The sequence below is a fragment of the Gordonia sp. UBA7599 genome (assembly GCA_002477755.1).
Taxonomy (GTDB): domain Bacteria; phylum Actinomycetota; class Actinomycetes; order Mycobacteriales; family Mycobacteriaceae; genus Gordonia.
Genome location: DLKD01000043.1, coordinates 37,745 through 62,708, shown reverse-complemented (window position 1 = coordinate 62,708; position 24,964 = coordinate 37,745). Strand labels below are relative to the sequence as shown.

The 24,964-nt window shown below is 64.8% G+C and carries 20 protein-coding genes; 10 read left to right on the top strand and 10 right to left on the bottom strand.

The window, feature by feature from the left end:
- Nucleotides 1-1,136, bottom strand: a 1,136-nt coding sequence (locus B4L26_RS06015; protein WP_290717016.1) for a PucR family transcriptional regulator ligand-binding domain-containing protein, incomplete at its 3' end; no start/stop codon positions are given.
- A gap of 120 nt (nucleotides 1,137-1,256) precedes the next feature.
- On the opposite strand from B4L26_RS06015, the gene B4L26_RS06010 reads away from it, so the two are divergent.
- The 8 genes from B4L26_RS06010 (at nucleotide 1,257) to B4L26_RS05975 (ending at nucleotide 12,469) form a co-directional block, all read left to right on the top strand.
- Nucleotides 1,257-2,681: an aminobutyraldehyde dehydrogenase gene (locus B4L26_RS06010; RefSeq protein WP_290717015.1), complete on the top strand. Its 1,425-nt coding sequence runs from the start codon at nucleotides 1,257-1,259 to the stop codon at nucleotides 2,679-2,681.
- Nucleotides 2,682-2,730: 49 nt separating this feature from the next.
- Complete coding sequence (locus B4L26_RS06005; protein WP_290717014.1) at nucleotides 2,731-4,725, top strand: primary-amine oxidase; 1,995 nt, start codon at nucleotides 2,731-2,733, stop codon at nucleotides 4,723-4,725.
- 10 nt (nucleotides 4,726-4,735) lie between these two features.
- A complete protein-coding gene (locus B4L26_RS06000) occupies nucleotides 4,736-5,623 on the top strand; it encodes a universal stress protein (RefSeq protein WP_290717013.1) in 888 nt (295 codons plus the stop codon).
- The gene (locus tag B4L26_RS05995; protein ID WP_290717012.1) at nucleotides 5,623-7,158 is read left to right on the top strand and encodes an APC family permease; all 1,536 of its coding nucleotides are present in this window, start codon (nucleotides 5,623-5,625) and stop codon (nucleotides 7,156-7,158) included. The genes B4L26_RS06000 and B4L26_RS05995 overlap by 1 nt, the downstream gene beginning before the upstream one ends.
- A gap of 19 nt (nucleotides 7,159-7,177) precedes the next feature.
- The gene (gene gabT / locus B4L26_RS05990; RefSeq protein WP_290717010.1) at nucleotides 7,178-8,527 is read left to right on the top strand and encodes a 4-aminobutyrate--2-oxoglutarate transaminase; all 1,350 of its coding nucleotides are present in this window, start codon (nucleotides 7,178-7,180) and stop codon (nucleotides 8,525-8,527) included.
- 58 nt (nucleotides 8,528-8,585) lie between these two features.
- Nucleotides 8,586-10,052 (top strand): NAD-dependent succinate-semialdehyde dehydrogenase, encoded by a 1,467-nt coding sequence (locus B4L26_RS05985; RefSeq protein WP_290717008.1) that lies wholly within the window; start codon nucleotides 8,586-8,588, stop codon nucleotides 10,050-10,052.
- A gap of 111 nt (nucleotides 10,053-10,163) precedes the next feature.
- Nucleotides 10,164-10,775 (top strand): LGFP repeat-containing protein, encoded by a 612-nt coding sequence (locus B4L26_RS05980; RefSeq protein ID WP_290717006.1) that lies wholly within the window; start codon nucleotides 10,164-10,166, stop codon nucleotides 10,773-10,775.
- A 2-nt stretch (nucleotides 10,776-10,777) separates the two neighbouring features.
- On the top strand, nucleotides 10,778-12,469 hold the full coding sequence (locus B4L26_RS05975) for an FUSC family protein (RefSeq protein WP_290717004.1): 1,692 nt from the start codon (nucleotides 10,778-10,780) through the stop codon (nucleotides 12,467-12,469).
- 37 nt (nucleotides 12,470-12,506) lie between these two features.
- On the opposite strand, the gene B4L26_RS05970 is transcribed toward B4L26_RS05975, so the two are convergent.
- The 4 genes from B4L26_RS05970 to B4L26_RS05955 form a co-directional block, all read right to left on the bottom strand.
- The gene (locus tag B4L26_RS05970; protein WP_409563446.1) at nucleotides 12,507-13,265 is read right to left on the bottom strand and encodes an SDR family oxidoreductase; all 759 of its coding nucleotides are present in this window, start codon (nucleotides 13,263-13,265) and stop codon (nucleotides 12,507-12,509) included.
- A gap of 81 nt (nucleotides 13,266-13,346) precedes the next feature.
- The gene (locus tag B4L26_RS05965) at nucleotides 13,347-13,916 is read right to left on the bottom strand and encodes a TetR/AcrR family transcriptional regulator (protein ID WP_290717000.1); all 570 of its coding nucleotides are present in this window, start codon (nucleotides 13,914-13,916) and stop codon (nucleotides 13,347-13,349) included.
- A gap of 9 nt (nucleotides 13,917-13,925) precedes the next feature.
- Complete coding sequence (locus tag B4L26_RS05960; RefSeq protein ID WP_290716999.1) at nucleotides 13,926-15,050, bottom strand: TIGR03857 family LLM class F420-dependent oxidoreductase; 1,125 nt, start codon at nucleotides 15,048-15,050, stop codon at nucleotides 13,926-13,928.
- Nucleotides 15,047-15,430, bottom strand: a complete 384-nt coding sequence (locus B4L26_RS05955; RefSeq protein ID WP_290716998.1) for a nuclear transport factor 2 family protein — start codon at nucleotides 15,428-15,430, stop codon at nucleotides 15,047-15,049. The genes B4L26_RS05960 and B4L26_RS05955 overlap by 4 nt, the downstream gene beginning before the upstream one ends.
- Nucleotides 15,431-15,539: 109 nt before the next feature.
- On the opposite strand from B4L26_RS05955, the gene B4L26_RS05950 reads away from it, so the two are divergent.
- Nucleotides 15,540-16,598: a phosphotransferase family protein gene (locus tag B4L26_RS05950; RefSeq protein ID WP_409563447.1), complete on the top strand. Its 1,059-nt coding sequence runs from the start codon at nucleotides 15,540-15,542 to the stop codon at nucleotides 16,596-16,598.
- Nucleotides 16,599-17,215: 617 nt separating this feature from the next.
- Here B4L26_RS05950 and B4L26_RS05945 read toward each other — a convergent pair.
- From B4L26_RS05945 to B4L26_RS05930, 4 genes are read right to left on the bottom strand one after another with little or no spacing between them, the layout of a single operon-like run.
- Nucleotides 17,216-18,715, bottom strand: coding sequence for a bifunctional 3-(3-hydroxy-phenyl)propionate/3-hydroxycinnamic acid hydroxylase (locus tag B4L26_RS05945; RefSeq protein ID WP_290716996.1), 1,500 nt, complete (start codon nucleotides 18,713-18,715; stop codon nucleotides 17,216-17,218).
- Nucleotides 18,712-20,652: an acyl-CoA synthetase gene (locus B4L26_RS05940; RefSeq protein ID WP_290716995.1), complete on the bottom strand. Its 1,941-nt coding sequence runs from the start codon at nucleotides 20,650-20,652 to the stop codon at nucleotides 18,712-18,714. Before B4L26_RS05940 ends, B4L26_RS05945 begins: the two co-directional genes overlap by 4 nt.
- Nucleotides 20,649-21,596, bottom strand: coding sequence for a fumarylacetoacetate hydrolase family protein (locus B4L26_RS05935; RefSeq protein ID WP_290716993.1), 948 nt, complete (start codon nucleotides 21,594-21,596; stop codon nucleotides 20,649-20,651). Before B4L26_RS05935 ends, B4L26_RS05940 begins: the two co-directional genes overlap by 4 nt.
- The gene (locus B4L26_RS05930) at nucleotides 21,593-22,738 is read right to left on the bottom strand and encodes a VOC family protein (protein WP_290716991.1); all 1,146 of its coding nucleotides are present in this window, start codon (nucleotides 22,736-22,738) and stop codon (nucleotides 21,593-21,595) included. The genes B4L26_RS05935 and B4L26_RS05930 overlap by 4 nt, the downstream gene beginning before the upstream one ends.
- A gap of 160 nt (nucleotides 22,739-22,898) precedes the next feature.
- Between B4L26_RS05930 and B4L26_RS05925 the strand changes: the two genes are divergently transcribed.
- The gene (locus B4L26_RS05925) at nucleotides 22,899-23,537 is read left to right on the top strand and encodes a TetR/AcrR family transcriptional regulator (protein WP_290716990.1); all 639 of its coding nucleotides are present in this window, start codon (nucleotides 22,899-22,901) and stop codon (nucleotides 23,535-23,537) included.
- 718 nt (nucleotides 23,538-24,255) lie between these two features.
- On the opposite strand, the gene B4L26_RS05920 is transcribed toward B4L26_RS05925, so the two are convergent.
- Complete coding sequence (locus B4L26_RS05920; protein WP_290716989.1) at nucleotides 24,256-24,924, bottom strand: TetR/AcrR family transcriptional regulator; 669 nt, start codon at nucleotides 24,922-24,924, stop codon at nucleotides 24,256-24,258.
- Nucleotides 24,925-24,964 lie beyond the last annotated feature (40 nt).

The window sequence follows — 24,964 nt, the reverse complement described above, 5'->3', positions numbered from 1 at the left end:
GACGACGGGCCGGGCACGCTCAGCCCCGCCCGCACGCGCCGGCGTACGGGGACCGGCAGTCCAGCGAGCAGCCGCCGCACCAAGGCCGCGTCGTCGTCACCGCGCACCAACACCGCCACCGACGCGTCCGGCCGCACGCTGACGAATGCCGGGTGCGACAGGGCTAGCAGGCTCTGTTCGACGTGACCAGCGAGAGCGGCTGCCCCCTCGGCCGAGCCGAGCAGGACCAGGACCCGGATTGAACCGGTGTGGTCAGCAGCGGCGGCGAGGATGTCGGCAAGGTCGTCCGGACCAACCCCGTCACCCAGGGCGAGGCCCAGCGCTGCGCCGTTGACGCGCGCTGCACCCAGGTCGACCCGGCGGGGCTTCTCGAAGTCCAGGGCCAACAGCGACGTCGCGTGGCCGATGAGCACGTGATCTGTCGGGCGTGGCTCGTGCGAGGTGACTACGCCGAGGTAGCCATGGGTGCGGTCCCCGACCCGAACGGTGTGCACGACGGCCGGCCCGGTCGGCGTCTGGCCCGCGGCCAGCCCGAACGCCGCCCGTCGGGCGAGCACGCCCACGGCCTCCACCACCTCCGGCGCCGCTCCCGCCGGCCGGGTGTCGACCGTGCGCCCGTGCGGGTCGAGCAGGATCACCGTGCCGTCGCACGCCTTGGCCAGTTCGGCCAGCATCGCCGATCGGCCACCGGTGACCGCGGTCCGCGTGAGCCTCGGTTGGGCCTGGGCGGTGGCCTCCTGAGCACGATCGCGCAGGGTCTCCACACGCTGCGACACCGCCTTCGTCACGGCGAGGAAGGGTGTGGGCAACGGGATGGCGACCAGGGGCAGTCCTCGTCGTCGGGACGCGGCGATGAGCCCGGTCGGGACGTCGTCGCGCGTGACGCCCACGCCGAATCCCACCGCCACGACGCCCCGTTCGATGAGACGGGCGACGTAGGCGTCGAGCTCGCCGTCGGAGTCCGGCAGCCCCATTCCGGTGACGAGGAGCATCTCGCCGCCGGTCAGCCACGGGGTGGGGTCGGCGAGTTCGGTGGTGATCACGTACTCGATATCGCGATCGAGTACGTCATCCCCGGCGAGCACGGTCAGGCCCAGGTGTCGGCGGGAGACCAGCCATCGCAGCGAGACGCTCATCGACACTCCATTTCGTCGAACCAGAGACCCACTGTATGGCCATTCTGGCAGATGCACGACGGGATGATCTGGATCACAGTACTGATCTAGGGGGCAACAGAACGACGAGAGGCAATCGACGTGACCAACCGGCTCCAGAACTACATCGACGGCGCATTTGTGGACTCCGCGTCGACCGACTCGCTCGACATCGTGAACCCCGCCGACGAATCCGTCGTCGCAGTCTCACCTGTCTCGACCGCCGACGAAGTGGCCGCCGCAGTGGCCGCCGCGCAGCGCGCCCAGGTCAGCTGGGGCCGAACCACCCCGGGCCAGCGGCAGAAGGCACTGCTCGCCCTGGCCGACGCCATCGAGGAGCGCGCCGACGAGATCGTCGCCGCGCAGGTCCGCAACACCGGGCAGATCGCCCACTTGGTCAAGTCCGAGGAGGTGCTGGTCAGCGCGGACCAGGTCCGCTTCTTCGCCGGCGCCGCCCGACTGCTCGAGGGCCGAGCCGGAGGGGAGTACATGGAGGGCTTCACCAGCTACGTGCGCCGCGAGCCAATCGGCCTGGTGGGCCAGGTGACGCCGTGGAACTACCCGTTCATGATGGCGATCTGGAAGATCGCGCCCGCGCTGGCCGCCGGCAATTCGATCGTTCTCAAGCCCAGCGACACCACCCCGGAGAGCACGCTGGTCCTCGCCGACCTGACCAAGGGGATCCTTCCTGACGGCGTGTTCAACGTCGTCCTGGGCAACGGCGGCACCGGCGCGACCCTCGTCGGGAATCCGGCGTTCGGCCTCGTCTCCATCACCGGCTCGGTGCGAGCCGGCATCGCCGTCGCGCAGGCCGCCGCCAAGGACGTCCGACGAGCCCACCTCGAACTCGGCGGCAAGGCCCCGGCCGTCGTCTTCGCCGACGTCGACATCGCCAAGACCGCAGAGGGCATCGCTCAGGCGGCGTTCTTCAACGCCGGTCAGGACTGCACCGCCGCGACGCGCGCCATCGTCCACGAGTCGATTCACGACGAATTCGTCGCGGCCCTCGTCGAACAGGCCGGCAAACTGCGGCCCGGCGCTCCCGACGACGAGGACGCCTTCTACGGCTCGATGAACAACATCAACCACTTCAACGCGGTGCTGGGCAAGCTCGATGCGCTGCCGGCCCACGCAAAGGTCGAGACGGGCGGCAAGCGGCTGGGCGACAGTGGCTTCTACGTGGAGCCGACGATCATCAGCGGTGTGGCCCAGGACGATCCGATCGTCCAGGAGGAGACGTTCGCCCCGATCCTCACCGTGCAGCGGTTCTCCACCGAGGACGAAGCCGTCGAACTGGCCAACGGCGTCGACTACGCGCTGGCCGGGAGTGTGTGGACCACCGACAACGGCACGGCGCTGCGGATGACGGCGCGCATGGACAGCGGCTGCGTGTGGGTGAACTGCCACATCCCGCTTGTCGCGGAGATGCCGCATGGCGGGTTCAAGTTCTCGGGTTACGGCAAGGACCTGTCGATTTACGGGCTGGAGGACTACACGCGGATCAAGCACGTGATGAGTGCTCACTGAGCCGCACCAGCCACCCCAGCAGACCTGACGAGAAGGAGCACAACCGCCCATGTCCGACAACCGCCACCCGCTCGACCCGCTGTCGGGCGAAGAGTTCGTCCGCATCACCGAGATCCTGACCGCCGAGAGGGGGGTCGGCGAAGGCTGGCGGTACACCTCGATGGAGATGGTCGAACCCAGCAAGGCCGAGTTGGCTGCGTTCGACGACGACGGGACGCGCCCGCCGCGCCTGGCCGAAGCGGTCCTGGTCGAGCGTGCGGCCAACGCCGTCTACAAGGGTCTGGTCTCACTCGACGAGGGCACCCTTCTGGAGTGGAATCACTTCCCGGGCGTGCAGACCAATCTCACCGTCGACGAATGGCATGAGGCCGACGAGGCGCTGCGGGCCCATCCGGACGTCATCGCTGCACTGAAGGCGCGCGGCGTCACCGACTTCGACCTGGTGTTCATGGATACCTGGACCTTCGGTGAGGTGCTGATCCCGGAGAAGTACCGCGACCGGCGCGTCGGCTGGTCGGACACGTGGGTGCGCGGCTCCACCGACGCCAACCCGTACGCCGGCCCGGTCAAGGGCTTCCACTGCCTGATCGATCTGAACTCGATGGAACTGCTGGAAATCGACGAGACCCCCGGCACCGAGCGCCCGGACATCATGGGGGAGTACATCCCTCGTCTCATCCCCGAGCGGATCCGGGAGGCCTCGACGCGGCCACCGCTGAAGCCACTGGAGATCATCCAGCCCGAGGGACCGTCATTCACGCTGACCGGCAATCGGCTGGACTGGCAGAACTGGTCGGTGCGTGTCGGCTTCAACCACCGCGAGGGCATGACCCTGCACCAGATCACCTACAACGACAACGGAAACGTCCGCAAGATCGCACACCGGATTTCGTTTGCCGAGATGGTAGTGCCCTACCGCGACCACGCTCCCGATCACTGGCGTCGCACCGCCTTCGACGTCGGTGAGTGGGGTCTGGGCTTCATGACCACCTCCCTCTCGCTGGGATGTGACTGTCTCGGGGAGATCCGCTACCTGGATCAGACCCTGCACGACAGCAAGGGTGCGCCGTACACGATCACCAATGCGATCTGCATCCACGAGGAGGACAACGCCGTCGGCTGGAAGCACGTCGACGCCAACGGCGGTGTCGAAGTCCGACGGCAGCGGCGCCTGACGGTGTCGTTCCACACCACCGTCGCCAACTACGAATACCTCGTGTACTGGCGCTTCTACGAGGACGGCAACATCGAGTGCGAGGTGCGCGCCACCGGCATCATGATGATCACCTACCTCGAGCCGGGGCAGGTGCCCGCACACGGCACCGTCGTCGACCAGAGCACCTATGCGCCGTTCCACCAGCACTTCATCACCACGCGCATGGACCTCGACATCGACGGCACCGACAACACCGTCTACGCGAGCGAGTCCGTGCCGGAGCCGATGGGTCCCGACAACCCGTACGGGCTTTCCCTTCGCCAGGTGAACACGCCGCTGCGCACCGAGGAAGAGGCCAAGCAGAACCCGAACTACGCGACGCAGAAGGCGTGGAAGATCTCCAACGACAACGTCACCACCGAGATCGGTCTGCACCCGGCGTACAAGCTCGGCCCGTCAGCCGCGTTCCCGCCGATGTTCGTCGACGATTCGCCCATCCTGGGGCGTGCCGAGGTCATCAAGCACACGCTCTGGGTCACGCCGAACGCGCGCGACGAGCGGTGGCCGGCAGGGGAGTTCGTCAATCAGGGCGGTTCCGGGATGGGCCTGCCGGAGTGGACCAAGGCCAACCGGAACATCGAGAACACCGACGTCGTGCTCTGGTACACCTTCGGTATCCACCACATCACCCGGCCGGAGGACTGGCCGATGATGTCGTCGGACATCGTCAGCTTCTGGCTCAAACCGTTCGGCTTCTTCGTGCGGAACCCCGCGCTCGATGTCGCACCGACGCAGTCGAAGTCGTCCTGTTGTTCCACCGAGCCCACCGAGCTCCCGCTCGCCGACGGCAACGAAGCCGGCGGCTGCGGGTGTGGCTGCGGGCACTGAGGAGACCCACATGAATCAGGCCGTCACCCCGAAGCGACGGATCTACGTCGCCTATCTGGCCACACCGGGCGGCGCCGACGCCGTCGCCGTCGGAGTTCGCATAGCGCAGTCGCTCGATGCGGCCATCGACATCGGCATCGTCCTACCGCCGGATGACCAGGGCGCACTGCACGCCGGTGACTTCGACGCCGTCCTCGGTGAGCAGGCCGACGACTGGCTGGCCGAGGCCAAACAACTGGTGCCCGACGACATCGAGACGGCCACCCACATCGCGTTCTACGAGTCGGCCGCCGAGGGGATCATCTCCGAGGCGCAGCGCGTGGGAGCTGCGGCCATCGTCGTCGGCGGAGCTGGTGGGGGATTGATCGGGGGCCACTCGTTGGGCTCAACGGTCAACGAACTGGTGCACTCCTCGCCGCTGCCGCTGGTCCTCTCGCCCCGCGGAGTGCGCCGGTCCAAGGTCGCGCGGATCAGGGAGATCACCTGCGCGCTGGGCCGCCGTCCGGGTGCCCAGCGCCTCTTCGACACCGCCATCACCGGGGCGACAGAGGCGCACATCCCGCTGCGGGTCGTGTCCCTCATCGCCCTCGACAGCGAAGGCGGGCGGCGACGCCGACCCGACGAGGAGGTGGTCGCTGCGGCGACCGCGCATGCCGAGGCGGCATTCGAGGAGGCGCGCGGACGGCTGCCCGAGGGTGTGGATGTCGACTGGGCGATCGTGACCGGTCCCACCATCGAGGATGCGGTCAACAAGCTCGATTGGAATGACGGCGACATCGTGGTCGTCGGGTCGAGCCGGCTCGCTGCGCGCCGCCGGTTGTTCCTCGGGTCCACCGCCGCAAAGATGTTGCGCGTGTTGGACGTTCCGATGGTCGTCATCCCGAAGGAGGACGCGTGATGAGCGCTCCCGATCCAACGCCTGAAGTGACCACTACGGCCAAGGGCTCCGACCTCGTCGACAAGGGCTTGGCGGAGGGTTCGGTCGGCACGTTCGCCGGCGCCGTGCTCGGCGTCTCCTGCGTCGCCCCCGGATACACCCTTACTGCGAGTATCGGCGTCATCGTCGCCGCGGTCGGGTTGAAGATGCCGGCCATCTTCATCGCCGGGTTCATCCCGATGTTCCTGACCGCGTACGCCTACCGCGAACTGAACTCGCGCGCACCCGACTGTGGCGCGTCGTTCACCTGGTCGACGAAGGCTTTCGGGCCGTATGTCGGGTGGATGTGTGGCTGGGGGATGGTGCTGGCGACGATCATCGTGCTGTCGAACCTTGCAGCCATCGCCGTCGACTTCTTCTATCTGTTCATCGCGCAAGTGGCCAACAAGGACTCGATAGCCGATTTAGCCGGGAACAGGCTGATCAACATCGTGACCACACTCATATTCATCGCCCTGGCGGCGTGGGTGGCCGGGCGCGGCATCACCACCAGCAAGGCGGTCCAGTACGGCTTGGTCGGCTTCCAGATGGTCGTCCTGGTGGTGTTCGCCATCAGCGCGATCGTGCGGGCGAGCTCGTCGGAGTTCCACGTGTCCTTCTCGCTCGATTGGTTCAACCCGTTCAGCGGACTCGCACTGGGTGCTTTCGTCGTCGGCGTCACCGGCTCGATCTTCGCCTTCTGGGGCTGGGACACCTGCCTCACGCTCGGTGAGGAGTCGAAGGATCCGGAGAAGACGCCCGGCCGCGCCGGACTGCTCGCAGTGATCACGATCCTGCTGACCTACCTGCTCGTGGCCGTCGCGGTGATGATGTACGCCGGCGTCGGCACCGAGGGCGTCGGTCTGGGGTCGCCGGACAATTCGGAGAACGTGTTCAAGCCCCTGGCCACCCCGGTGTTGGGCAGCGTGGGCGGATTGCTCCTCTTCCTGGCGATCTTCGCGTCGTCGATCGCCAGCCTGCAGACCACGTTCTTGCCGGCGGCGCGCACCATGCTGGCGATGGGCGCCTACGGCGCGTTCCCGAAGAAGCTCGCGGCGATCAACCCGCGCTACATGGTGCCGACGTACGCGACGGTCGTCGCGGCCGTCGTTACCAGCGTCTTCTACGTCGCGGTGAAACTGGTCTCCGAACATGCGCTGTGGGACACCATCGCGGCGCTGGGCATCATGATCTGCTGGTACTACGGCATCACCGCGTTCGCCTGTGTGTGGTTCTTCCGCCGCGAGTTGTTCACCTCGGTGCACAACATCGTCTACAAGCTGGTGTTCCCGCTGCTCGGCGGCATCATGCTGGCGACCGTGTTCGTGATCTCGGTCAAGGAGAGCCTCGATCCCGAAAGCGGAAGCGGCACCTCGGTATTCGGCATGGGCCTGGTCTTCGTCATGGGCATCGGTCTGTTGGTGTTGGGTGCCATACTCATGTTGATCTGGCGGACAAAGGAGCCCGCCTTCTTCCGCGGTGAGACCCTCAGCCGCGACACTCCACCGATGACCTGAGACCGAAGGATCCGACACCATGACCTCTCTCGCGTCCAAGTTCCGACTCCCGCAGGAGCGCACGCTACGGACCGCGTTGCCCGGCCCGCGCTCAGAGGAATTGGCCGCCCGACGGCGGGCCGCGGTCGCCGCGGGTGTCGGGTCGTCGGTACCGGTCTATGCCGTCGACGCCGACGGTGGCGTCATCGTCGACGTCGACGGCAATTCGCTGATCGATTTCGGTGCCGGAATCGCCGTGACCACCGTCGGGGCCAGTGATCCCGACGTGGCCGCGGCGGTCGCCGCGCAGGCCGCTCGGTTCACGCACACGTGCTTCATGGTCACGCCGTATGAGGACTACGTCGCCGTGGCCGAGAAGCTCAACGCATTGACGCCGGGCGACCATGAGAAGCGCTCGGTGCTGTTCAACTCCGGTGCCGAGGCGGTGGAGAACGCCGTCAAGATCGCCCGCACGGCCACCGGACGCGACGCCGTCGTCGCTTTCGACAACGCCTACCACGGGCGCACGCTGCTCACCATGGCGCTGACGGCCAAGACGATGCCGTACAAGGCCGGATTCGGGCCCTTCGCGCCCGAGGTGTACCGCATGCCGATGTCGTACCCGTACCGCGACCCGCTCGGCGACGACGGTGTGGCCGCCGCCCGCCGCGCGATTACGCAGATCGAGAACCAGATCGGCGCGAAGTCGTTGGCCGCGATCATCATCGAACCGATCCAGGGCGAGGGCGGGTTCATCGTCCCCGCGCCGGGCTTCCTGCAGACCCTCGTCGACTGGGCGCGAGAGAACGGCGTGGTGTTCATCGCCGATGAGGTGCAGACCGGGTTCGCCCGCACTGGCTCGTGGTTCGCCTGCGATCACGAGGGGATCGTCCCCGACCTCATCACCATGGCCAAGGGCATCGCTGGCGGCATGCCACTGGCCGCGGTGACCGGTCGCGCGGAGCTGCTGGACTCCGTCCACACCGGTGGCCTCGGCGGTACCTACGGCGGCAACCCGGTGGCCTGTGCGGCAGCCCTGGCGGCACTGGACGTGATGGAGCGCGACGACCTGTCCGGTCGCGCCCGGGCCATCAACGACCGGGTGACCACCCGGCTGTCGGCGTTGGCCGACGAGGTCGGCGTCATCGGTGAGATCCGTGGTCGTGGCGCGATGATCGCCGTCGAACTGGTGAAGCCGGGCACTACCGAACCCGATCCGGTGCTCACCAAGGCGATTGCGGCCGCGGCACTCGCGCAGGGCGTCGTGATCTTGACCTGCGGCACCCACGGCAACGTGATCCGACTGCTGCCGCCGCTGGTCATCGGCGACGAGTTGTTGGACGAGGGTCTGACCGTCCTCGAGGACGCCATCCGCGCCGCCGCGGCCTGACCCGTCCGCTGCTCACCGTCGAACGCAGTTCCACTACCGCCGAACAGGAGTGACCACCGTGTCCACCGAATCCGACGCCCCCGCATTGCCCGCCGGTGTGCCCACCGGCCTGTGGATCGACGGGAAATCCCGAGGTGCCGCCGGCGCCGAGTTCACCGTCGTCAATCCGGCGAACGGGGCCGTCTTGGCGTCGGTCGCCAATGCGACGCTCGCCGACGCCGCGCTGGCGATGGACTCCGCACAAGCAGCGGCGGGGGAGTGGGCGGCCACCCCGCCGCGACAACGTTCGGAGATCCTGCGGCGGGCGTTCGAGCTCCTGACCGAGCGCGCCGACGACTTCGCCCTGGTGATGACCCTGGAGATGGGGAAGATCCTGGCCGAGGCCCGTGGGGAAGTGGCTTACGGTGCCGAATTCCTGCGGTGGTTCGCCGAGGAGGCCGTGCGGATCGGCGGTCGTACCACCACGGCGCCGGCGGGGACCGGCGAGATCATCGTGACCAAGGAGCCGGTCGGCATGTGCCTGGCGGTCACGCCGTGGAACTTCCCGCTGGCGATGGGCACTCGCAAGATCGGGCCCGCCCTGGCGGCTGGCTGCACGATGATCGTCAAACCGTCCGAGGACACTCCGCTGACGATGCTGCTGCTGGCGCAGGTCTTCGCCGACGCGGGGCTGCCGCCGGGTGTGCTGTCGGTGCTGCCGACGACCGACTCGAAGGGCATCGTCGCCGCGATCATGGCTGATCCGCGGTTGCGGAAGGTGTCGTTCACCGGATCCACCGGCGTCGGCAAGGCGCTGGTCGCGCAATCTTCCGAGCAGCTGCTTCGCACCTCGATGGAGCTGGGCGGAAATGCGCCGTTCATCGTCTTCGAGGACGCCGATCTCGACGCGGCACTCGACGGCGCGATGGCGGCGAAGATGCGCAACGGTGGCGAGGCGTGCACCGCGGCCAATCGCATCTACGTGCAGAACTCGGTGCGCGAGGAGTTCACCGCGCGGCTGACCGAACGTGTGGCCGCGATGACCGTCGGACCGGGGTGGCGCGACGGGGTATCCCTTGGGGCGATCATCAACGAGCAGCAGCTGTCGTCGGTCGCGGATCTCGTCGCAGACGCCATCGATCACGGCGCGCGGGTACGCACCGGGGGAGCGCGGTCGCACGGCGACGGCTTCTTCTACGCCCCCACCGTCCTCGACGAGATCCCTGAGCAAGCGAAGATCCGCACCACCGAGATCTTCGGGCCAGTCGCCGCGATCGTCGGCTTCGATACCGAGGACGAGGCGATCGAGTTGGCCAACAGCACGCCGTACGGACTCGCGGCGTACTTCTACACGCAGTCCTTGGCACGGACCCAGCGCGTGGCCAGCCGCATCCAAGCCGGGATGGTCGGCGTCAACCGTGGCGTCATCTCGGACGCGGCCGCGCCCTTCGGCGGTATCAAGCACTCCGGCTTCGGATCCGAGGGTGGCAGCGAGGGTATCGAGGAGTACCTCGACACCAAGTACATCGCACTTCCGCCCAACTGATCCGTTCTGACCGCTTTGCGGTGACTCCGTTTTGCCAGTGACGGAGAACCTCGACGTTGCTCGGGCGCGACTGGAAAGATCGACGTCGTACCCGGACCCGAGAGGAAACCTATGAGGAACACCACGAGGCGTCGCACTGCGGCCACCATCGCCGGATTGGCAGCGGTCGCGCTCATTGCCGCGGGCTGCGCCACTGACGGCAAGGGTGTCGCATCTTCGTCGGCCTACAGTTCGGCCGCATCGGTCTCGTCGAGCGTGCCTGCACGACCGGCCAAACCGGTGAAGGTCAAGGGCGCTGACGGCTCGATGGTGACGCTGACCGGGCCCATCGCGGCCCGGTACGCCGCGGCTACCCACACGGAGAAGAAGTCACTGGGCGTTGCGCTCACCGGCGACCGCAATGCGGGCACCCGCGCCAGCGGCGTGGTGTTCCAGCAGTTCAAGGGTGGTGTGATCAGCGCGAAGAACGGCCATCCGGGAACGCCGGCCTACATAACGTGGGGCAAGATCCGCAAGGCCTGGAACGTCGAGCGCGCTCCCGACGGCACCCCGGACGTCATGGGCAAGAACGGTTCGGCCGGCCCACTCGGCGCTGTCACGAGTGACGAGATCACCAAGGGCGACCTGAAAGAGACCACCTTCGAGCACGGTTCGATCACCTTCAACACGAAGACCGGCAAGCTGAAGGTGACGGTCAACGGAAAGGTTGTTCCGGCCTTTTAGCCATGCGAGCAAACGTGGCGGGGTCGGCGCTTGCCGCAGTCCGGATGTCGGGTGCACCGCTCGCCGTGGCCGCCGCGGTCCGAGCACTCGGGGCCGGCGGAATACTCCTGGTGCTCGGTGCAGCGCTGGGGGACTGGAAGACATTGGGCGTCGCCTATCTCGGTGCGGCCTGTTCGGTTGCGTTCGCTATTGATGAGAGCTATCGGGGCCGTGTGATGGCACTCGCCGCGGCGTCGGCCGGCGCTGCCGTCGGCATCATTGTTGGCGGATCGACCGATCATGGTTCGCTCCTGATAGTCGCCGTGGCGATGGTGGCCGCCGCGATCTCTGGACTTGTCGGCGCAGCAGGACCACACGGTCCGGCGTTCGGAATGATGCTCAGTATCGGTGTGGCGTTTGGGCAGTTCGGCGGATCCGATCTGACACCGGTGACGCAGGCGGCGTGGTATCTCGTCGGGGTGGCTGCAGTCGGACTCGCCCAAGTCGTGGACTGGCCTTTTCGGCGGGGCGTATTGCAACAACGCACCGCTTCAGACGTATTCGCCGCGGCTGCGGACGTGTGCGCCAAAGTTGGTCAGCCCGACGCACGGGAGGCCCGGCTACGCCTGATGGCCGCGTCCACGGCGGCGCAACGAGTGGGCTGGTCCCCGATGACTGCGGGCGTCTCCTACTCCGCTGCGGCGATCTACGCCGAACAGCGACCCGTGCCACGCGAAGTCGTCAACTCGCTGCGCGCTGCGGCCGAACAGATCATGTGCGGCCAGGCGGTGGCGGTGCCGATCGCCTGGCCCACTCCGACCGCGGGTCTGCGGGCGTTGGCGGCAGCGTTGGACGGTAGCGGCGCAGACGAATCTGCACGCAATGGCCGCCGCATCGGGGAGATTCTTGCCCGGATGCGGACGCCGACAGCCGGCCTCAACGCCGCGCGTACGGCCCTGTGTCTCGGTACCGCGACAGCGGTCACCGTGGCAGTGCACGACCCGCACCACTCGTTCTGGCTACCGATGACCGTCAGCGTCATAGTGCGGCCGGAGTACGCATCGATAGTCGTGCGGACAATCAATCGCGTGGCGGGCACCATCGTCGGCGCCTCAGTTGCCGCTGCCGTGATCTCCATCTGGCCCAGCGGGATCGTTGTAGCGCTGGCAGCGTCACTGGGCTTGGGGTTCGCTGCGTTGACGGCGCCCAAACTGTACGGCCTCAGCGTCATCGGAGTGACGGTGTCTGCGTTGTTGTCAGCGTCTGTCGGCGGCCCGGACCTCGTCGCGCCGCAGATCCGACTGCTTGACACCGTTGCCGGCGCGGCAATCGCCGTCGTGATCGGCTACGTGCTGTGGCCTGGTGCGCGTCGATTGCCTCAGCAGGCGCACCTCGACGACGGTGTGGCGGCGGCCGAGGCCTATCTGCGCGAGGCCGCGATGCCGCGGGAGTCGCGTACCGCGTTCGAGCGGCGGCGAGACGATGCGTACCGGCTCGCGCACGACGCTCGATCGGCATGTCTTGCCGCATTTGCCGAACCGCCACCCGTTCCGGCCAAGGCCCGCGCAATGCTGCCGTACGCGGAGGAGTTGGAGGAGATCGTCGATGGAATCACCGACATCGCCGCAGTCGGCCAGACCGAGGATCCGCATCTGCAGGTCGACCGGATCCAGCGGCGCCTCGATGACCTGCGAGTAGCGGTCAGTCGGTCCTAGCTGGTTCGCGCACCGCCGGTCGGGTCAGCGGCGAGCCTCAGGCTCCTCCGGTGAGGGTGAGCCCACCGTCGATAACGATGGTTTGCCCGGTGATCCAAGAGGCACGCGGTGATGCCAGGAATGCGACGAGGTGACCGATGTCGGCAGGCTCGCCCAACCGTCGCAATGGGTAGACGCTGGCGACGTCGGATTCGCGGCCCTCGTAGAGCGCGGCGGCGAACTTGGTCTTCACCACCGCGGGGGCGACGGCGTTGACGCGGATCGTGGGCGCGAGTTCGACGGCGAGCTGCTGAGTGAGGTGGGAGAGCATCGCTTTGCTCGCGCCGTAGAACCCGATGTTGGCCGCAGGCTTCAGCGCGGCGGTACTGCTGACATTCACGATCGCTCCACCGCGCTCGCGGAGACCAGTCGCGACCACGTGGTTGGTCCATGACAGGGCGGCAAGGCAGTTGACCTCGACGATCTTGCGGGCGGCAGCGGCGTCGAGACCGCTCAACGGGCCGTAGACCGGGTTCATCCCGGTGTTGTTCACCAGGATGTCGACGGGACCGAACGTTTCGGTCACCTGCTCGATTGCCTCGATCTGGTGGGCGGTGTCAGTGGCGTTGCCGGCCAAGCCGATCGCGTGGTCGGGCCCGCCAAGCTCCGCGACGGCTCGTTCCAGTTCGTCGGCCTTGCGTGCGGTGATGCCCACGCGTGCGCCTTCAGCGATTAGCTGCTTGGCTACGCCGAGCCCAATGCCTCGGCTCGCACCGGTGACGATTGCTACTGAGCCGTTCAATGACGTCGATTCCACCGTGTCTCGGTCCTTTCGGAAACGCTCTCGCTGATCCACTGAATAGTAGGCGTACCAACGCCCAGACCTGCGCAGCGATGACTAGGTCAGGGCTGTCTCACGTTCGACCGAGGAAATCACCCAATCGACGACGTCGAAGAAGCTGCTCTCGAGTTTGGCCGCTTGGTGGATCGCTTCCGCCGACAAGCGCGAGTCTGCCAGTGAACGCACCTGCACGATCGCCTGGTTGACGGTGATGTTCGTCAACCCCCGGCAGCAGCGGATCGCCAGTGGTTCGGGGATGCCCGCTTTGGTTGCGGAAGTCAGGAGCGCCATCACATACTGCGTGACCACGGCTCGGTCGTCGATCGTCATCAAATCGGTGAGGTGCGGGTGCGCGGTGAGCGCCGAATAGAGCTCGATACACCAGTTCCGCGCGGTGTCGGCCCACCGCGGGCACTCGGTGAAGGTCAGTTCAAGCTCCATGAAATGTCGGTTCACCAGTGCACGGGTGAGATCCTCCTGATTGCCGACCTGCTTGTAGAGGGTCCGGGGCGATATACCGAGATCGGCGGACAACCGGCGGATGTTCAGCGCGCTCGACCCCTGCTGGTCGAGCAGTTCGAGGGCTCGCCGAAGGATGTCGTCGGCTGGGATCAGTGCCTTGGCCACGGGACGATTCTAAGAGGTCAGGGGAAGCGGCGTTAGTCCGCCGCTACGGGCTGCGAGTGTGTTCTGGGCGCCCTTGGCCGCGTTGTACGCGGTGACGATGGGTGCCAGTTCGGTTGGTGAGGCGCCGTGCATGATCACCCGATCGGCGCCGTAGGTGAATTCCTCACGCACCCGGGCGGCGCACTCGTCAGCGCTACCGACGGCAGCGTCGGCCAACCACTCCGGCGGCAATATCGACGTGAGGTGCTCGAGTTGGTCGGGTGTGGCGACCTGATCGATCGCGCCCGCGATTGACTGGACGACCGGGTCCTCACGAAAGCGCTGCAGCTGAGCCGGATCCCAATCGTTCGTCGCGACGAGCAGGTCGCCGTACCCCTGGAGGTAGGTGCCCAGGCGCCCTGCGAGCTTTTTCTGGCGTACTTCTTCGGGCAGGTGATCGCCGATAGTCGCCAGGCAGGACCAGACACGTACCGAGTCCGGGTCGCGACCGGCCTTCTCTGCTGCGGTCTTGACGATTCGCACACTCCGTTCGAGCGTGTCCGGGGTGAAGAAGGTGTGCAGGATGACGTCGTCGAAGACGCGCCCTCCGAGTTCGAGGCTCTTGGGACCGAACGCGACCAGCCCGAGAGGGATGTCTTCGTCGAAGTCACTGTCGAGGTAGAGCACCGGATACGAGCCCATGGGGCCTTGATGGTTGATGACGGTCTCGCCGTGCCACAGCCTTCGGGTGACCAGCGCCCAGTCTTCGAGATGAGCTGTGGTGACACTTGGGATGCCGAAGGCGCCGTACATGGCGGCGACGCCGCGTCCGATTCCAAGGGTGAACCGTCCGTGTGAGAGGCGGTGCATAGTGGTGGCCCAGGAAGCGGTGACGAGCGGATGGCGGGTATTGCAATTCGTTGCGGCGGTGGCGATCTGCATTCTGTCGGTCACCGCACACGCTGCACCCACCAGCGATGACGCCTCTTTGACATTCCACCGCTCGGAGATGAAGCCGGTACCGAAACCCAGGCGCTCACCTTCCTGAGCCTCGGCGACGAAGTCGGCGGGCCCAGCGCCACCGGCCCCGGCGAGCATGTAGAAGCCGAGTTCCTCATTGACCGGTGCCGCGACCTGCTCGGGATTGCGCGTCATTGCCAGACCCCTTCCTTGTGGCCGCAGTTGTAGACCTCGACGATGCGTCCGCCGACCACTCGGAAGATCTCCATGCTTCCGATCACCAGCGACTTGCCGTCGGTCAGCGTCATATGGGCCTCGTAGGCGATGGTGACGTGCTCGGAATCGTTGCCTTCGATGAGCAGAATCAGCTCGAAGCGCAATTCGGAGAACAGCGTCCACGTGTCGGCGACGCGCTGAACGGCCTCCGTATGGGTCAACGTCCGTGACTCTCCGACGTCGTGCCGGATCACCTGGTCGCCGAGCAACTCGTCGGCCAGGTCGAGATCGCGGGTGTTCCAGACACTGAAGTTGTAGTCCTCCACGACTTCGCGTGGCGACCGGATACGTGCGTTCATCGGATTCCGTTCGTGTGGCGGTGAAGGAGCTGATGCCACCTTCCGCGGCTGAGCTTGAGATTTAGAATAACGTTGATACTCTAACCGCTGGCGGGGTATGACTGAATCCGTGAAAGACATTGAGATCCCTCGTGGGCCCGATGACCTGACCGCTGAATGGCTGGGTCGGGCGGCGGGGGTGCACGCCACCCGAGTCGGCGTGGAGCCGGTCGGGACGGGCCAGACGGGCGCCACGTACCGGATCACAGTTTTCGACCATGCGGAATCGACGTCGGGGACCTACATCGTCAAACTCGGCGCACAGGACATCCAGGTGCGTGAACGGGTGGCACTCGGCTACCGGGCCGAGCACGCGTTCTACACCCGGGCGGCGGAAACGCTCGATGTGCCGGTTCCGCAGTGTGTCTACTTCGATATATCTGAGGATGCGCAGGACTTCGTGATGGTGATGAGCGATTGCGCGCCAGCCGAGCAGGCCGACCAGATCCGTGGGTGCTCGCCGGCGGAAGCCGCGTTGGCAGTGCGCGCGCTGGCAGGTCTGCACGGTCCCCGGTGGTGTGACCCCGCCTGGCTGGAATTCGATGGGGTCACCATGCCTCTGGCCAGCCCGGAATTCGCTGCAGGAATGCAGACGCTGGCGGAGATGGCACTGGACACGACCCTGCGCATGATCGGAGACCGTCTCTCCACATCGGACCGGGAGGTACTGCGCACGTCGGCATCGATGGTGGCTCGCTGGCTGACCATGCGCGGCGACGTTTTCGCGCTCCTGCACGGCGACTTCCGCGCCGACAACCTGTTGTTCGACGGCGACAGTTCGCAGGTCACCGTGGTCGACTGGCAGACGATCACGATCGGCCTGCCCGCGAGGGATCTGGCCTACTTCATCGGCACCAGCCTGACGCACGACGATCGGCGCGCGTATGAACGCCGGTTGGTCGAGACCTACCACGCGGCACTCGTTGACGCCGGGGTCACGGATTACGACCTCGACACCTGCTGGAACGACTACCGGCTCGCGATGCTTCAAATACCGCTGATCACCACGCTGGGCGCTGCGTTCGCGGCGGGCTCCAGCCGGGGAGACGACATCGTCGTCGTCATGCTCGAACGTGCGTGCGCGGCGATTCGTGAACTCGGGACGCTTGACCTGATCGCCGCCGAATGAACTGCACCCTCCATCAATACGTCACAGTGACGTATTGATGGAGGGTGGCTGGACGTGGGGAGAGTCTCGAAACGGGTTGTCTCACACCGGATTTCGTGATCTCGATACACCCGGCTCGGTTAGCGCCTCGTCGCCACTCGATCACCGCAAGCTGCGAATCGTGATGTGAGCAGCATCTGGTGGTCGTGTGCGACCGCGAGGAATGAGCGACCGCGCACCACGGGAACGGAACGACACTTACGCCGACGCTGGTGACCACTATGTGGTCACCAGCGTCGGCGCTCATGCCCAATGCGGCTTACCTGCGCAGGCAGATTTAGTGCCGATAAGATACATTATGTTAAGTAATGACTAGGACGCTCGAGTCGGTGTATCGCGGGTGATACGTCTACTCCGGAAGTGTCGATTGCACGAAAGGTGGGAGTAGCGACGGATATATGGGAGGTCTTGACAGCTACGTGGGAGGAACACTGTGGCGTCGGCAGGCTGAACCGCGGCCGCAGCGGCGCTGCGATCCTCGGTCACTTCGGTCGTGGCGGAGGCCGACGATCGCTCCCCCACGTTGAAGTGCTTTGAACAGTGCCCCGCGAACCAGGAACGAGATTTGGTGCAGCAGGTCACGATGGCCTGAGTTGGGCCGCGTTCTCTGCCGTAGTGCGGACGATACTGTCGGGGCGAATCAGGGCAGCTCGACTTCGTCCTCTCTTGAGCCAGCGTCCCAACGTTGAATCGATGTCAACGCGAACTATTCTGGCTGGAAAGGCTGTCCAGTATTGAAGGTCATCTGGTTCGAGGTCGTCAACTGTAATGACTGCATACAACGTGCCTACGTCGTCTACCCGTAACTGTTGATCAATTCGCGCGTTTGGGCATAGGCGGCCTTCGAGCGCCCGTGGATGACGTCGGCGCGAGATGAGCTCGGACTTGTGCAGTCGCGGTGTCTCGCTTGTCGTCGCAGCTCGTCCTAATCCTGGCATCCGCGATACGCGGGGCAACGCGGCAGCGCGGAATAGCTGTCCGGCGATGCCGCCACCCGTCATGGCGAACCCGATCAAGACAGCGTTACGGATCAGGGCCAATGCATGTGGGCGGCGTTCGGCTTGATAGGAGTCGAGGACCTCTTCTGGCCTGCGGCAGCCGTGTAGAACGGCACTGAGTTTCCATGCCAGGTTGTATGCGTCGCGGAGGCCGGCGCCCATTCCTTGTCCGATGAACGGAGGGGTTAGATGAGCGGCATCGCCGAGCAGGAAGACTCCGCCGCTCCGCCAGCTGTCGGCTATCTGTGCCCGGAATGTGTACCCGGCGCACCTGACGATGTTGAGTTGGCTGCCGTCTACCGACCCGGTCCACGGTTTGATGAGCGGCAGTAACTGGTCGAGGTTTTCGAAGTCTGTGGCGTCCTCGCCCGGGAGGAGCTGGAACTCCCAGCGGTGTCGTGTCGGGCCGATTCGCATGTACGTGCCGGCGCGCTTGTCGGAGAGTTGGTGGACTCCTCCCCATTGCTCGAGTTCAGCCTCTGTGTCGACGTCGATGACCAGCCAGTGTTGTTCGAAGTGCAGGTCCTCCATCGTCGAACCAATAGCGGTCCGTACTAGGCTGTTCGCTCCATCGCAGCCGAGCACGAAACAGGTGTTGATCTGGTCGACAGCACCGGTACTCATGTCGCGGACGTCGACGGTGATCTCATCGGTGTCGGGTTGTCGAGTCAGACTGATCACTTCGGCGCCAGACCGGAGGGTGGCCAGTGGAAGCTCGGCGAGTCGGTTCCGGAGGATTCGTTCGAGATCGGGTTGGTCGAACAGATTGGCTTGTGGGTAGCCGTTGGGCTCATTGTTCGGATCGCGTTGGAATCGAGCGAGAACCTGATGATCGGAGTCAATGATTTGAAGGCCTAGTGCCGGGCGTGAGATGGCTGCGAACTCGTCCGCTACGCCGAGCTTTCCGAGGATTCGATAGACCTCGTCGTCTAGATGGACTGCTCGAGGTTGCGGGTAGATGTCCTCCCACCGTTCGATGACCAGACTGGGTACTCCTTGAAGGGCCAGGAGGATTGCCGCTGTGATTCCGGTCGGCCCTCCCCCGACGATGACCACTGGAGTTGACGGTGAAGCGGTCATGACGGGTTACCGGATACGTTTCCGTTCGGCTCGTCGAGCTCCCAGTCGAGAGCGTATCGATTGAGGATCGAGTCAAGGTCTTCGGTGACTGTCGAGGGTGCGTTTTGCGCCAGGTGCACGGTTACTCGCACTGCCCCATCGACGGTCGAGGCACTGATGTCTTCGACGCCGACGATGCCGGCGAGAGCACTGGTGGCCTCCCGGCGCGCAGCATCGGCCCGCAACGGCAGCTTGTTCGGCTTTCCGACATCGGTGACCGGGAGGGCGTCGATCACGAGTACGTCCTTGGGTACGGCAGCCGATTCGGCGAGCTGAGACCGGGCAAAGTCGATCAGGTCGTCCGTGCTGATCGAAGGATCGGTGTCTGCGGAGAGAGTCACATAGGCTACTGGCACTTCTCCTGCATGTCGGTCGGGTCGACCAACGGCACTTGCCCCCGTCACAGACGGGTGGCTAGTGAGCACGTCTTCGATGACGGCAGGGTCGATATTGTGACCGCCCCGGATAATGAGATCCTTCACTCGTCCGACCAACCTGATCCAACCGTTCTCGTCGACTGAGCCCAGGTCGCCGGTGTCTAGCCAGCCTTGGTGGAGCTTGCCGAGTCCATCGAGTTGGAGGACGCCCGAGGAGTCCCGACCCATCACGTACCCGGGGAAGACGGTGGGGCCACCGATTGCAAGTACACCGACATCGCCAGATGGTAAGTCATCCCAGCTGCCGTCAGCGTTCACGCGCACGGCCTTGACGCCTTGATAGGGCATGCGTTGCCCCAACGCGTCGTCCTGGTGGTCTTTGAGGAACCCACGGGCGGTGGCACACGCTGCTTCGGTTAGCCCGTATCCCTCGATGAGGCGGATACCGGTGGCACCCTCAAATGCAGTCCGGACACCGGACGGCAGGGCCGACGCGCCGACCATCGCGAACTTCATCGACGAGATGTCTGCGTTGACCGGGCAGTTGGCAAGCACTGCATACACGGTGGGAACTGCGCTCATCGTTGAGATTCTGTAGTGCTCGACGATGTTCCAGATTTCGGCATACAGCGTGAAGTCCCGGTATCCGGCCGGTCCAGCCCAGATCGCGGACTGGCCGCGGAACAACGGCGTCAGGAGAGTGACGATAAGGGCGTTCACATGAAACAGGGGAAGCGCCGCGAAGAGAACTGAATCTTCGTCGAGAACAGAGTTGGCCGCCAAGGACCATGCGTCGGCCACTTCGTTGCGATGGGTATGGGCCGCGAGTTTCGGGAGTCCTGTAGTACCGCCGGTGTGGAACAACGCGGCCAAGTCGCCGGCGGACGGGACAGCGCCGACAAATGCAGGCGCCCGGTGAGCTACAGACGCGCTCGCAAGAAAGTCGACATTGACCCCTGCCATCTCAGGGACGTCGAGGCCAGGTTGCTCCCCAGTCGGCATGAGCAGCAGAACGTTGTCGAGGACTCCGGCGCGAGCGAGGGATTCAACAAGGCCGTATGTGTCGGGACTCAGGTCGGCACTTGCGGCGATAACGGTGCGGGATCCACTTCTGGCCATCAGGTCGATGACATGATCGGCGGCCAGGCTTGGATTGACGGGAGCAGCGATTCCGGCCAACTGTGCGGCCAGAATTGAGGTGATCAGTTCATCGCAGTTGGGGGCCAGAATGGTGACAGGATCTCCGCGTCGGATACCGAGGTGGTGTAGCAGGTTCGCCGCCGCGACGACATCAGCATGCACTTCGGCGAATGTGCGGGTCACCCCGTCCCGCCAGCGCGCCGCGTCAGGAATGGAAGTGATGGCCGGTCGATCGGGCCAGGTCTGAGCTGCACGCTCGAGAAGGTCGTAGGTCGTGCTCGGCACTCCTCGCTCCTCCAGCGGCACCGCTTCGATCAAAGGTAGGTCGGCGGGCTTCTCGTATGTCGGCCAGAGGAGGCCGCTGGAATCGGCCGTGGTCATTTCGCGTACCTCACCGGATTGCGCTGGACACCCAGGTCCAGGACCTTGTCGGCGGTGCCGATCGACGCTTCGATGATGTCACCGTTATGGAGGTACTTCGGATTTGACGCCTGCCGTTTGAAGAAGGTCTTCCACTTCAACGCCGGCGGCATCAGATTGCCGATAATCTCGAGCGGCTTTGCGGGAGCTTTGAGGGCGGTACCTCCCGGTGTACCGGTCAGGACGAGATCGCCGACGTCGAGGTGCTGGAATCGGGTGAGACACGCCAAGGCCTCGTGAGGGCGGTAGATCATGTCGGCGACCGTGCTGTCCTGACGTACTTCGCCGTTGACATGGAGCTGAAGGCGAAGATCGACGAATCGCTCGCCGTCGCCGTCTTCGAGAATGAGAAGAACCGGACCTACCGGCGTGAACGTGGGATAGGACTTAGCTTCGTAGAATTGCGTCTTCGGTAGCTGTACGTCGCGCGCAGAGACATCGTTCGTGATCACCAGCGCAGCGACTTGTGATGGCAGCCCGGGACCCTGGCCGAAGCTAGTCCCTAGAGGGATCGTTTCACCGATCACCAGTCCGATTTCGACTTCGTAGTCGAGCAGGCCGACGTGGGCGGGCTTGATGACTTCGTCCTGTGGCCCGGTGATCGACCCTGACGCTTTGCGGAAGAACGTGAGTGGAACGGTGGCGGGATCCATTCCAGAGTCTCGTACGTGGGTCGCGTAATTGGTCATCTGGGCGACGACCCGGCAGGGCGTGGTGACCGGTGACACCAGGGAGAGTTCTTCGACCTCGGCCGTTGCCCCATCACTGTCAAGGGCGGCTTCGATAGCCGTACGGTCCGCGAGGAGGTCTGTGGTCGTTTGGGCCGTGGTGCCAATCTTGCGGGCTCGGTGTTCGTCGAGGCGGACCCACCAGGAGTCGACGGTGCGGAGGACGGCAATGCTCATGATGTCGGTACTTTCAGTAGGCCGCGCAGTCGGCGGAGATCGAATTCGTTGTCGCGGTTGTGAAGCGAAGTGACGCTGTCGCGCAGTGTTTCCAGCGCTTCACGGCCCAGCGTCGTCCCGAGGAAGTCAGGCGTCGCTGGTGGTCCCCATTGGGCAAGGCCAGAGGCGGTCATCGGCGCCCACCCTGGTTCGAGAGAAGAGTCGAATAGGTCGCCATCGGCGTAGTGCTCGACGAGAAAGCCGTCGGGATCGCGCCAATAGTCGAAGATCTGACTTCCCTGGATGTGCCGGCCGATTCCCCATGATCGGTGGTAGCCCAGGTCGTTGAGGTATTCGCCGCCTGCAGCAATGGTGTCCAAGTCGGAGACTTCGTAGGCGGAATGGACGTACTTGTTGGATGGGCCGAGCGTCATTGCGAGGGTGTGATGATCAGCCGGTTCGCTGCCGCGATCGCACCGGATGAAGCTCATCACTGGTCCTCGATCACGTTGGCCTTCGTAGAAGAGAAAGTCGCTGACGATCAACCCGAGGGTGTCGAGGTACCACTGGAGCGACTCGCGGTAGCGGCTGGTCATCAATACGACGTGGCCGAGCCTCTGGACCCGGGCAGGTGTTCGAGGTGGCCGGACCGGGGTGTTCGTCCGAGGGCGATTGGAACCGAAATTGAAGACAGGCTCGGCAGGAGCTCCGATCGCCGGCAACTGGTCGACGTCTGCGACGACACGTAGAGGCATTCCGCTGGGGTCGAGCACCGAGACTCCGACGCCACCCAGGGGTTCGCCAATGGGCGTGGCGCGTACGCCCATGCTGTTCGCGACCTTGACCACATCGGCGCCGTCGGCAGCCTGGAATGCAGGTCCAAGAAAGCGCGTTCGCCTGCCCTTGCGGATCACAACGCAGGGTGAGCCAGCATCTGCCCCCCTCAGGTACAGCGTGTCTGTGGTGCGACAGGCGGTCTCAAAGCCGAAAGCCCTCGCAAAGGCTTCAGCGCGGACCAAGTCGGGCTTGGCGAACTCAAGCCACGCCAAGCCACGCACCTTGACCAGCGGATTGGCACTTCGTCCGGCGTGCTCCCCACGCAGAGCACCCTCCTCGCTATGTATGTCGCTGTGTGGGTCGCGCGCCTGGGCTTCCGCAGTCACCGTTGCCTCCTCCGACTGATGTCTGACTGATATGATCATCATTACCGATGAAATCATCACTTTGCAAGGGCTTCCCGAAAACCGCGCGCTCCCCGAGAGTGCACTCGACCAGCAGGTGGCACGTATCATCAGTTCTGATTGAGATTCGAGAGAGGCATCGATGACTGCGAAGGCAGAACCGTCCAGCCGCGCCGATCGACGGAAAGCGCGCACGCGCGCTGCTTTGGTGTCGGCCGCGACCGACTTGCTGTCGAGCGGACGTACGAACGCGAGCATCCAAGACATCACCGACCTCGCAGACGTCGGCTTCGGGACCTTTTACAACCACTTCTCAACCAAGGAGGAGCTCTTCGCTGCCGCGATAGCAGAGACGCTGGATGGATGGTCCGCACTTCGGCAGCAGGCAACCGCCGGTCTTACCGACCCGGCCGAGATCTTCGCCCGCAGCTTCCGGCTGGCCGGCCGTCTTCAGCAGTCGAATCCGACGATGGCTCAGTTGGTCCTGAACGCGGGCGCCCAGGTCCTCGTGACAGACCGCGGCCTGCGGCCAGGTGCAGTTGAAGACATCGAGCGCGGAATCGCTTCTGGTCGGTTCACGGTGCCCGATCCCGAAGCAGGCGTGATGATGGTCGGAGGTCTACTCCTCGCTCTCCTGCAAATGCTGGAGTCTCGAGATGTGCCAGCCGGCCCGACTGCCGACCTCTTTGCGGAACGTGCGTTGATTGTGCTCGGCGTGGACGCCGCTGAAGCGCACGACATCTGCAATCGCGATCTGCCCGAGGTCACCCTCAAGCTCTGACGTCGGAATCCGACTCGCGTTGTCGCGGTTGTAGCCGCCTACCCCCCTCGGCACCTCTCCATCGGGTCCGGCCTGGCGGGCGTCGCCGGTGTAGCGCTCACCTTGATCGGCTCGCCTACGTGCCGCAAGGTCAACTGAGCTTTCCGCAATTGACGACCGCGGAGAAAAGTACATCCAGAATCCGGCCAACCCAAAACAGATCCTGCCCGCCTGGGCGAGATTTAGTTTCGGGGGGAAACCCTCACGTTTGTCCCGAAACACCAAGCATTCAGTGTGTCCGGCGGGCCGGTGGAGATCATCACAGTCTGGGGCCACTGGCGCGAGAAAGACTCGCCAGCAGAGTTCAGCCAATCACTTGGCACAATTGAGTCTCACATCGTGCCTGGCTCTGTACCGCTAACCCCATCGGACAAGGTCGTCTTGCCGACGGTTTGATGACCCGGTCGAGATAGGATTCAGTGGGTGGAAGTGCGCCCTGGGTCTACCGACTGCGCTACAGGAGAACCGCCTCCTGCGCCGTGACCTGCCGAGTCCAGACGCGCCAACGAGATCTTGAAGGCTGTGTCAGCGTTCTTGCATCGAAACTCAACCGCCCACGACGAATGATCGCATCATCGACACCTGCCGCGATCGATTCGGGGTCGAGGCCGTATGCCGTGTCCTGGGCACTACAGAGAAAGCCGCAGTCCGCACAGGGCCCGGAGCATAGCGAATCGGATCAGTTCTCGGTCCCCGGTACTGCCCAATCTGCGACCGATATCTCCGGCAGGCGCAACTCGACTAGTCGAGATGCTTCAGTGGCGTCGACGCCGAGCATCAGAAGGACATGTTCGGCATAAAAGTCTGAGACCGATTCTGCGTCGAGGTCCGGGTTGCTGTCGAGCTGTTGAACCAGCCCGAGGAGAACCCCACCGGACATCATGAGTCCTGCCTCTGCAGATGGGACCGTGAAACGTCCGGTCTGGATTCCTCGCTCGAGGTCGGCAAGCGCACGTGGGCGTAGGCCGCGGTCTGTCAGGAGCACTGACATTCCTCGGTTGAGGATCGTCTTGACGAACTCTGGTACGTGACGCTGCACGCGTCCGATCATGCGGAAGCTGGTGGCAAACACTTCAGCCGGATCGTCAATCCCGGCCACCACTACGTCACGTAGTGCACCCCAGGCATCGAGCGCGCTGGCGACGGCTTCATCGAACAGCTCGTCCTTGCTCTCGAAATGGTTGTAGAAGCTGCCGAACCCGACCCCTGCCGCGTCTGTGATCTCTTGGATGCTCGCTGAGGTTCTGTGCTCAGCCAGGAGCCTTCGTCCAGCGGCAACAAGTGCGGCGCGGGTGCGCGCTCGTCGGGGGTCGATTCGTGTGCTGCGTTGGTCGGATTCGGTGGACACCTGTGCATTCTCGCAGATCATCCGTTGTCTCGACTCGGTG

Coding starts and splice junctions, on each gene's coding strand:
- B4L26_RS06005 (WP_290717014.1), top strand. CDS start 2,731: ATGTCCGACAACCGCCACCCGCTCGACCCGCTGTCGGGCGAAGAGTTC.
- B4L26_RS06000 (WP_290717013.1), top strand. CDS start 4,736: ATGAATCAGGCCGTCACCCCGAAGCGACGGATCTACGTCGCCTATCTG.
- B4L26_RS05995 (WP_290717012.1), top strand. CDS start 5,623: ATGAGCGCTCCCGATCCAACGCCTGAAGTGACCACTACGGCCAAGGGC.
- gabT (WP_290717010.1), top strand. CDS start 7,178: ATGACCTCTCTCGCGTCCAAGTTCCGACTCCCGCAGGAGCGCACGCTA.
- B4L26_RS05980 (WP_290717006.1), top strand. CDS start 10,164: ATGAGGAACACCACGAGGCGTCGCACTGCGGCCACCATCGCCGGATTG.
- B4L26_RS05975 (WP_290717004.1), top strand. CDS start 10,778: ATGCGAGCAAACGTGGCGGGGTCGGCGCTTGCCGCAGTCCGGATGTCG.
- B4L26_RS05960 (WP_290716999.1), bottom strand. CDS start 15,050: ATGACGCGCAATCCCGAGCAGGTCGCGGCACCGGTCAATGAGGAACTC.
- B4L26_RS05955 (WP_290716998.1), bottom strand. CDS start 15,430: ATGAACGCACGTATCCGGTCGCCACGCGAAGTCGTGGAGGACTACAAC.
- B4L26_RS05945 (WP_290716996.1), bottom strand. CDS start 18,715: ATGACCGCTTCACCGTCAACTCCAGTGGTCATCGTCGGGGGAGGGCCG.
- B4L26_RS05940 (WP_290716995.1), bottom strand. CDS start 20,652: ATGACCACGGCCGATTCCAGCGGCCTCCTCTGGCCGACATACGAGAAG.
- B4L26_RS05935 (WP_290716993.1), bottom strand. CDS start 21,596: ATGAGCATTGCCGTCCTCCGCACCGTCGACTCCTGGTGGGTCCGCCTC.
- B4L26_RS05925 (WP_290716990.1), top strand. CDS start 22,899: ATGACTGCGAAGGCAGAACCGTCCAGCCGCGCCGATCGACGGAAAGCG.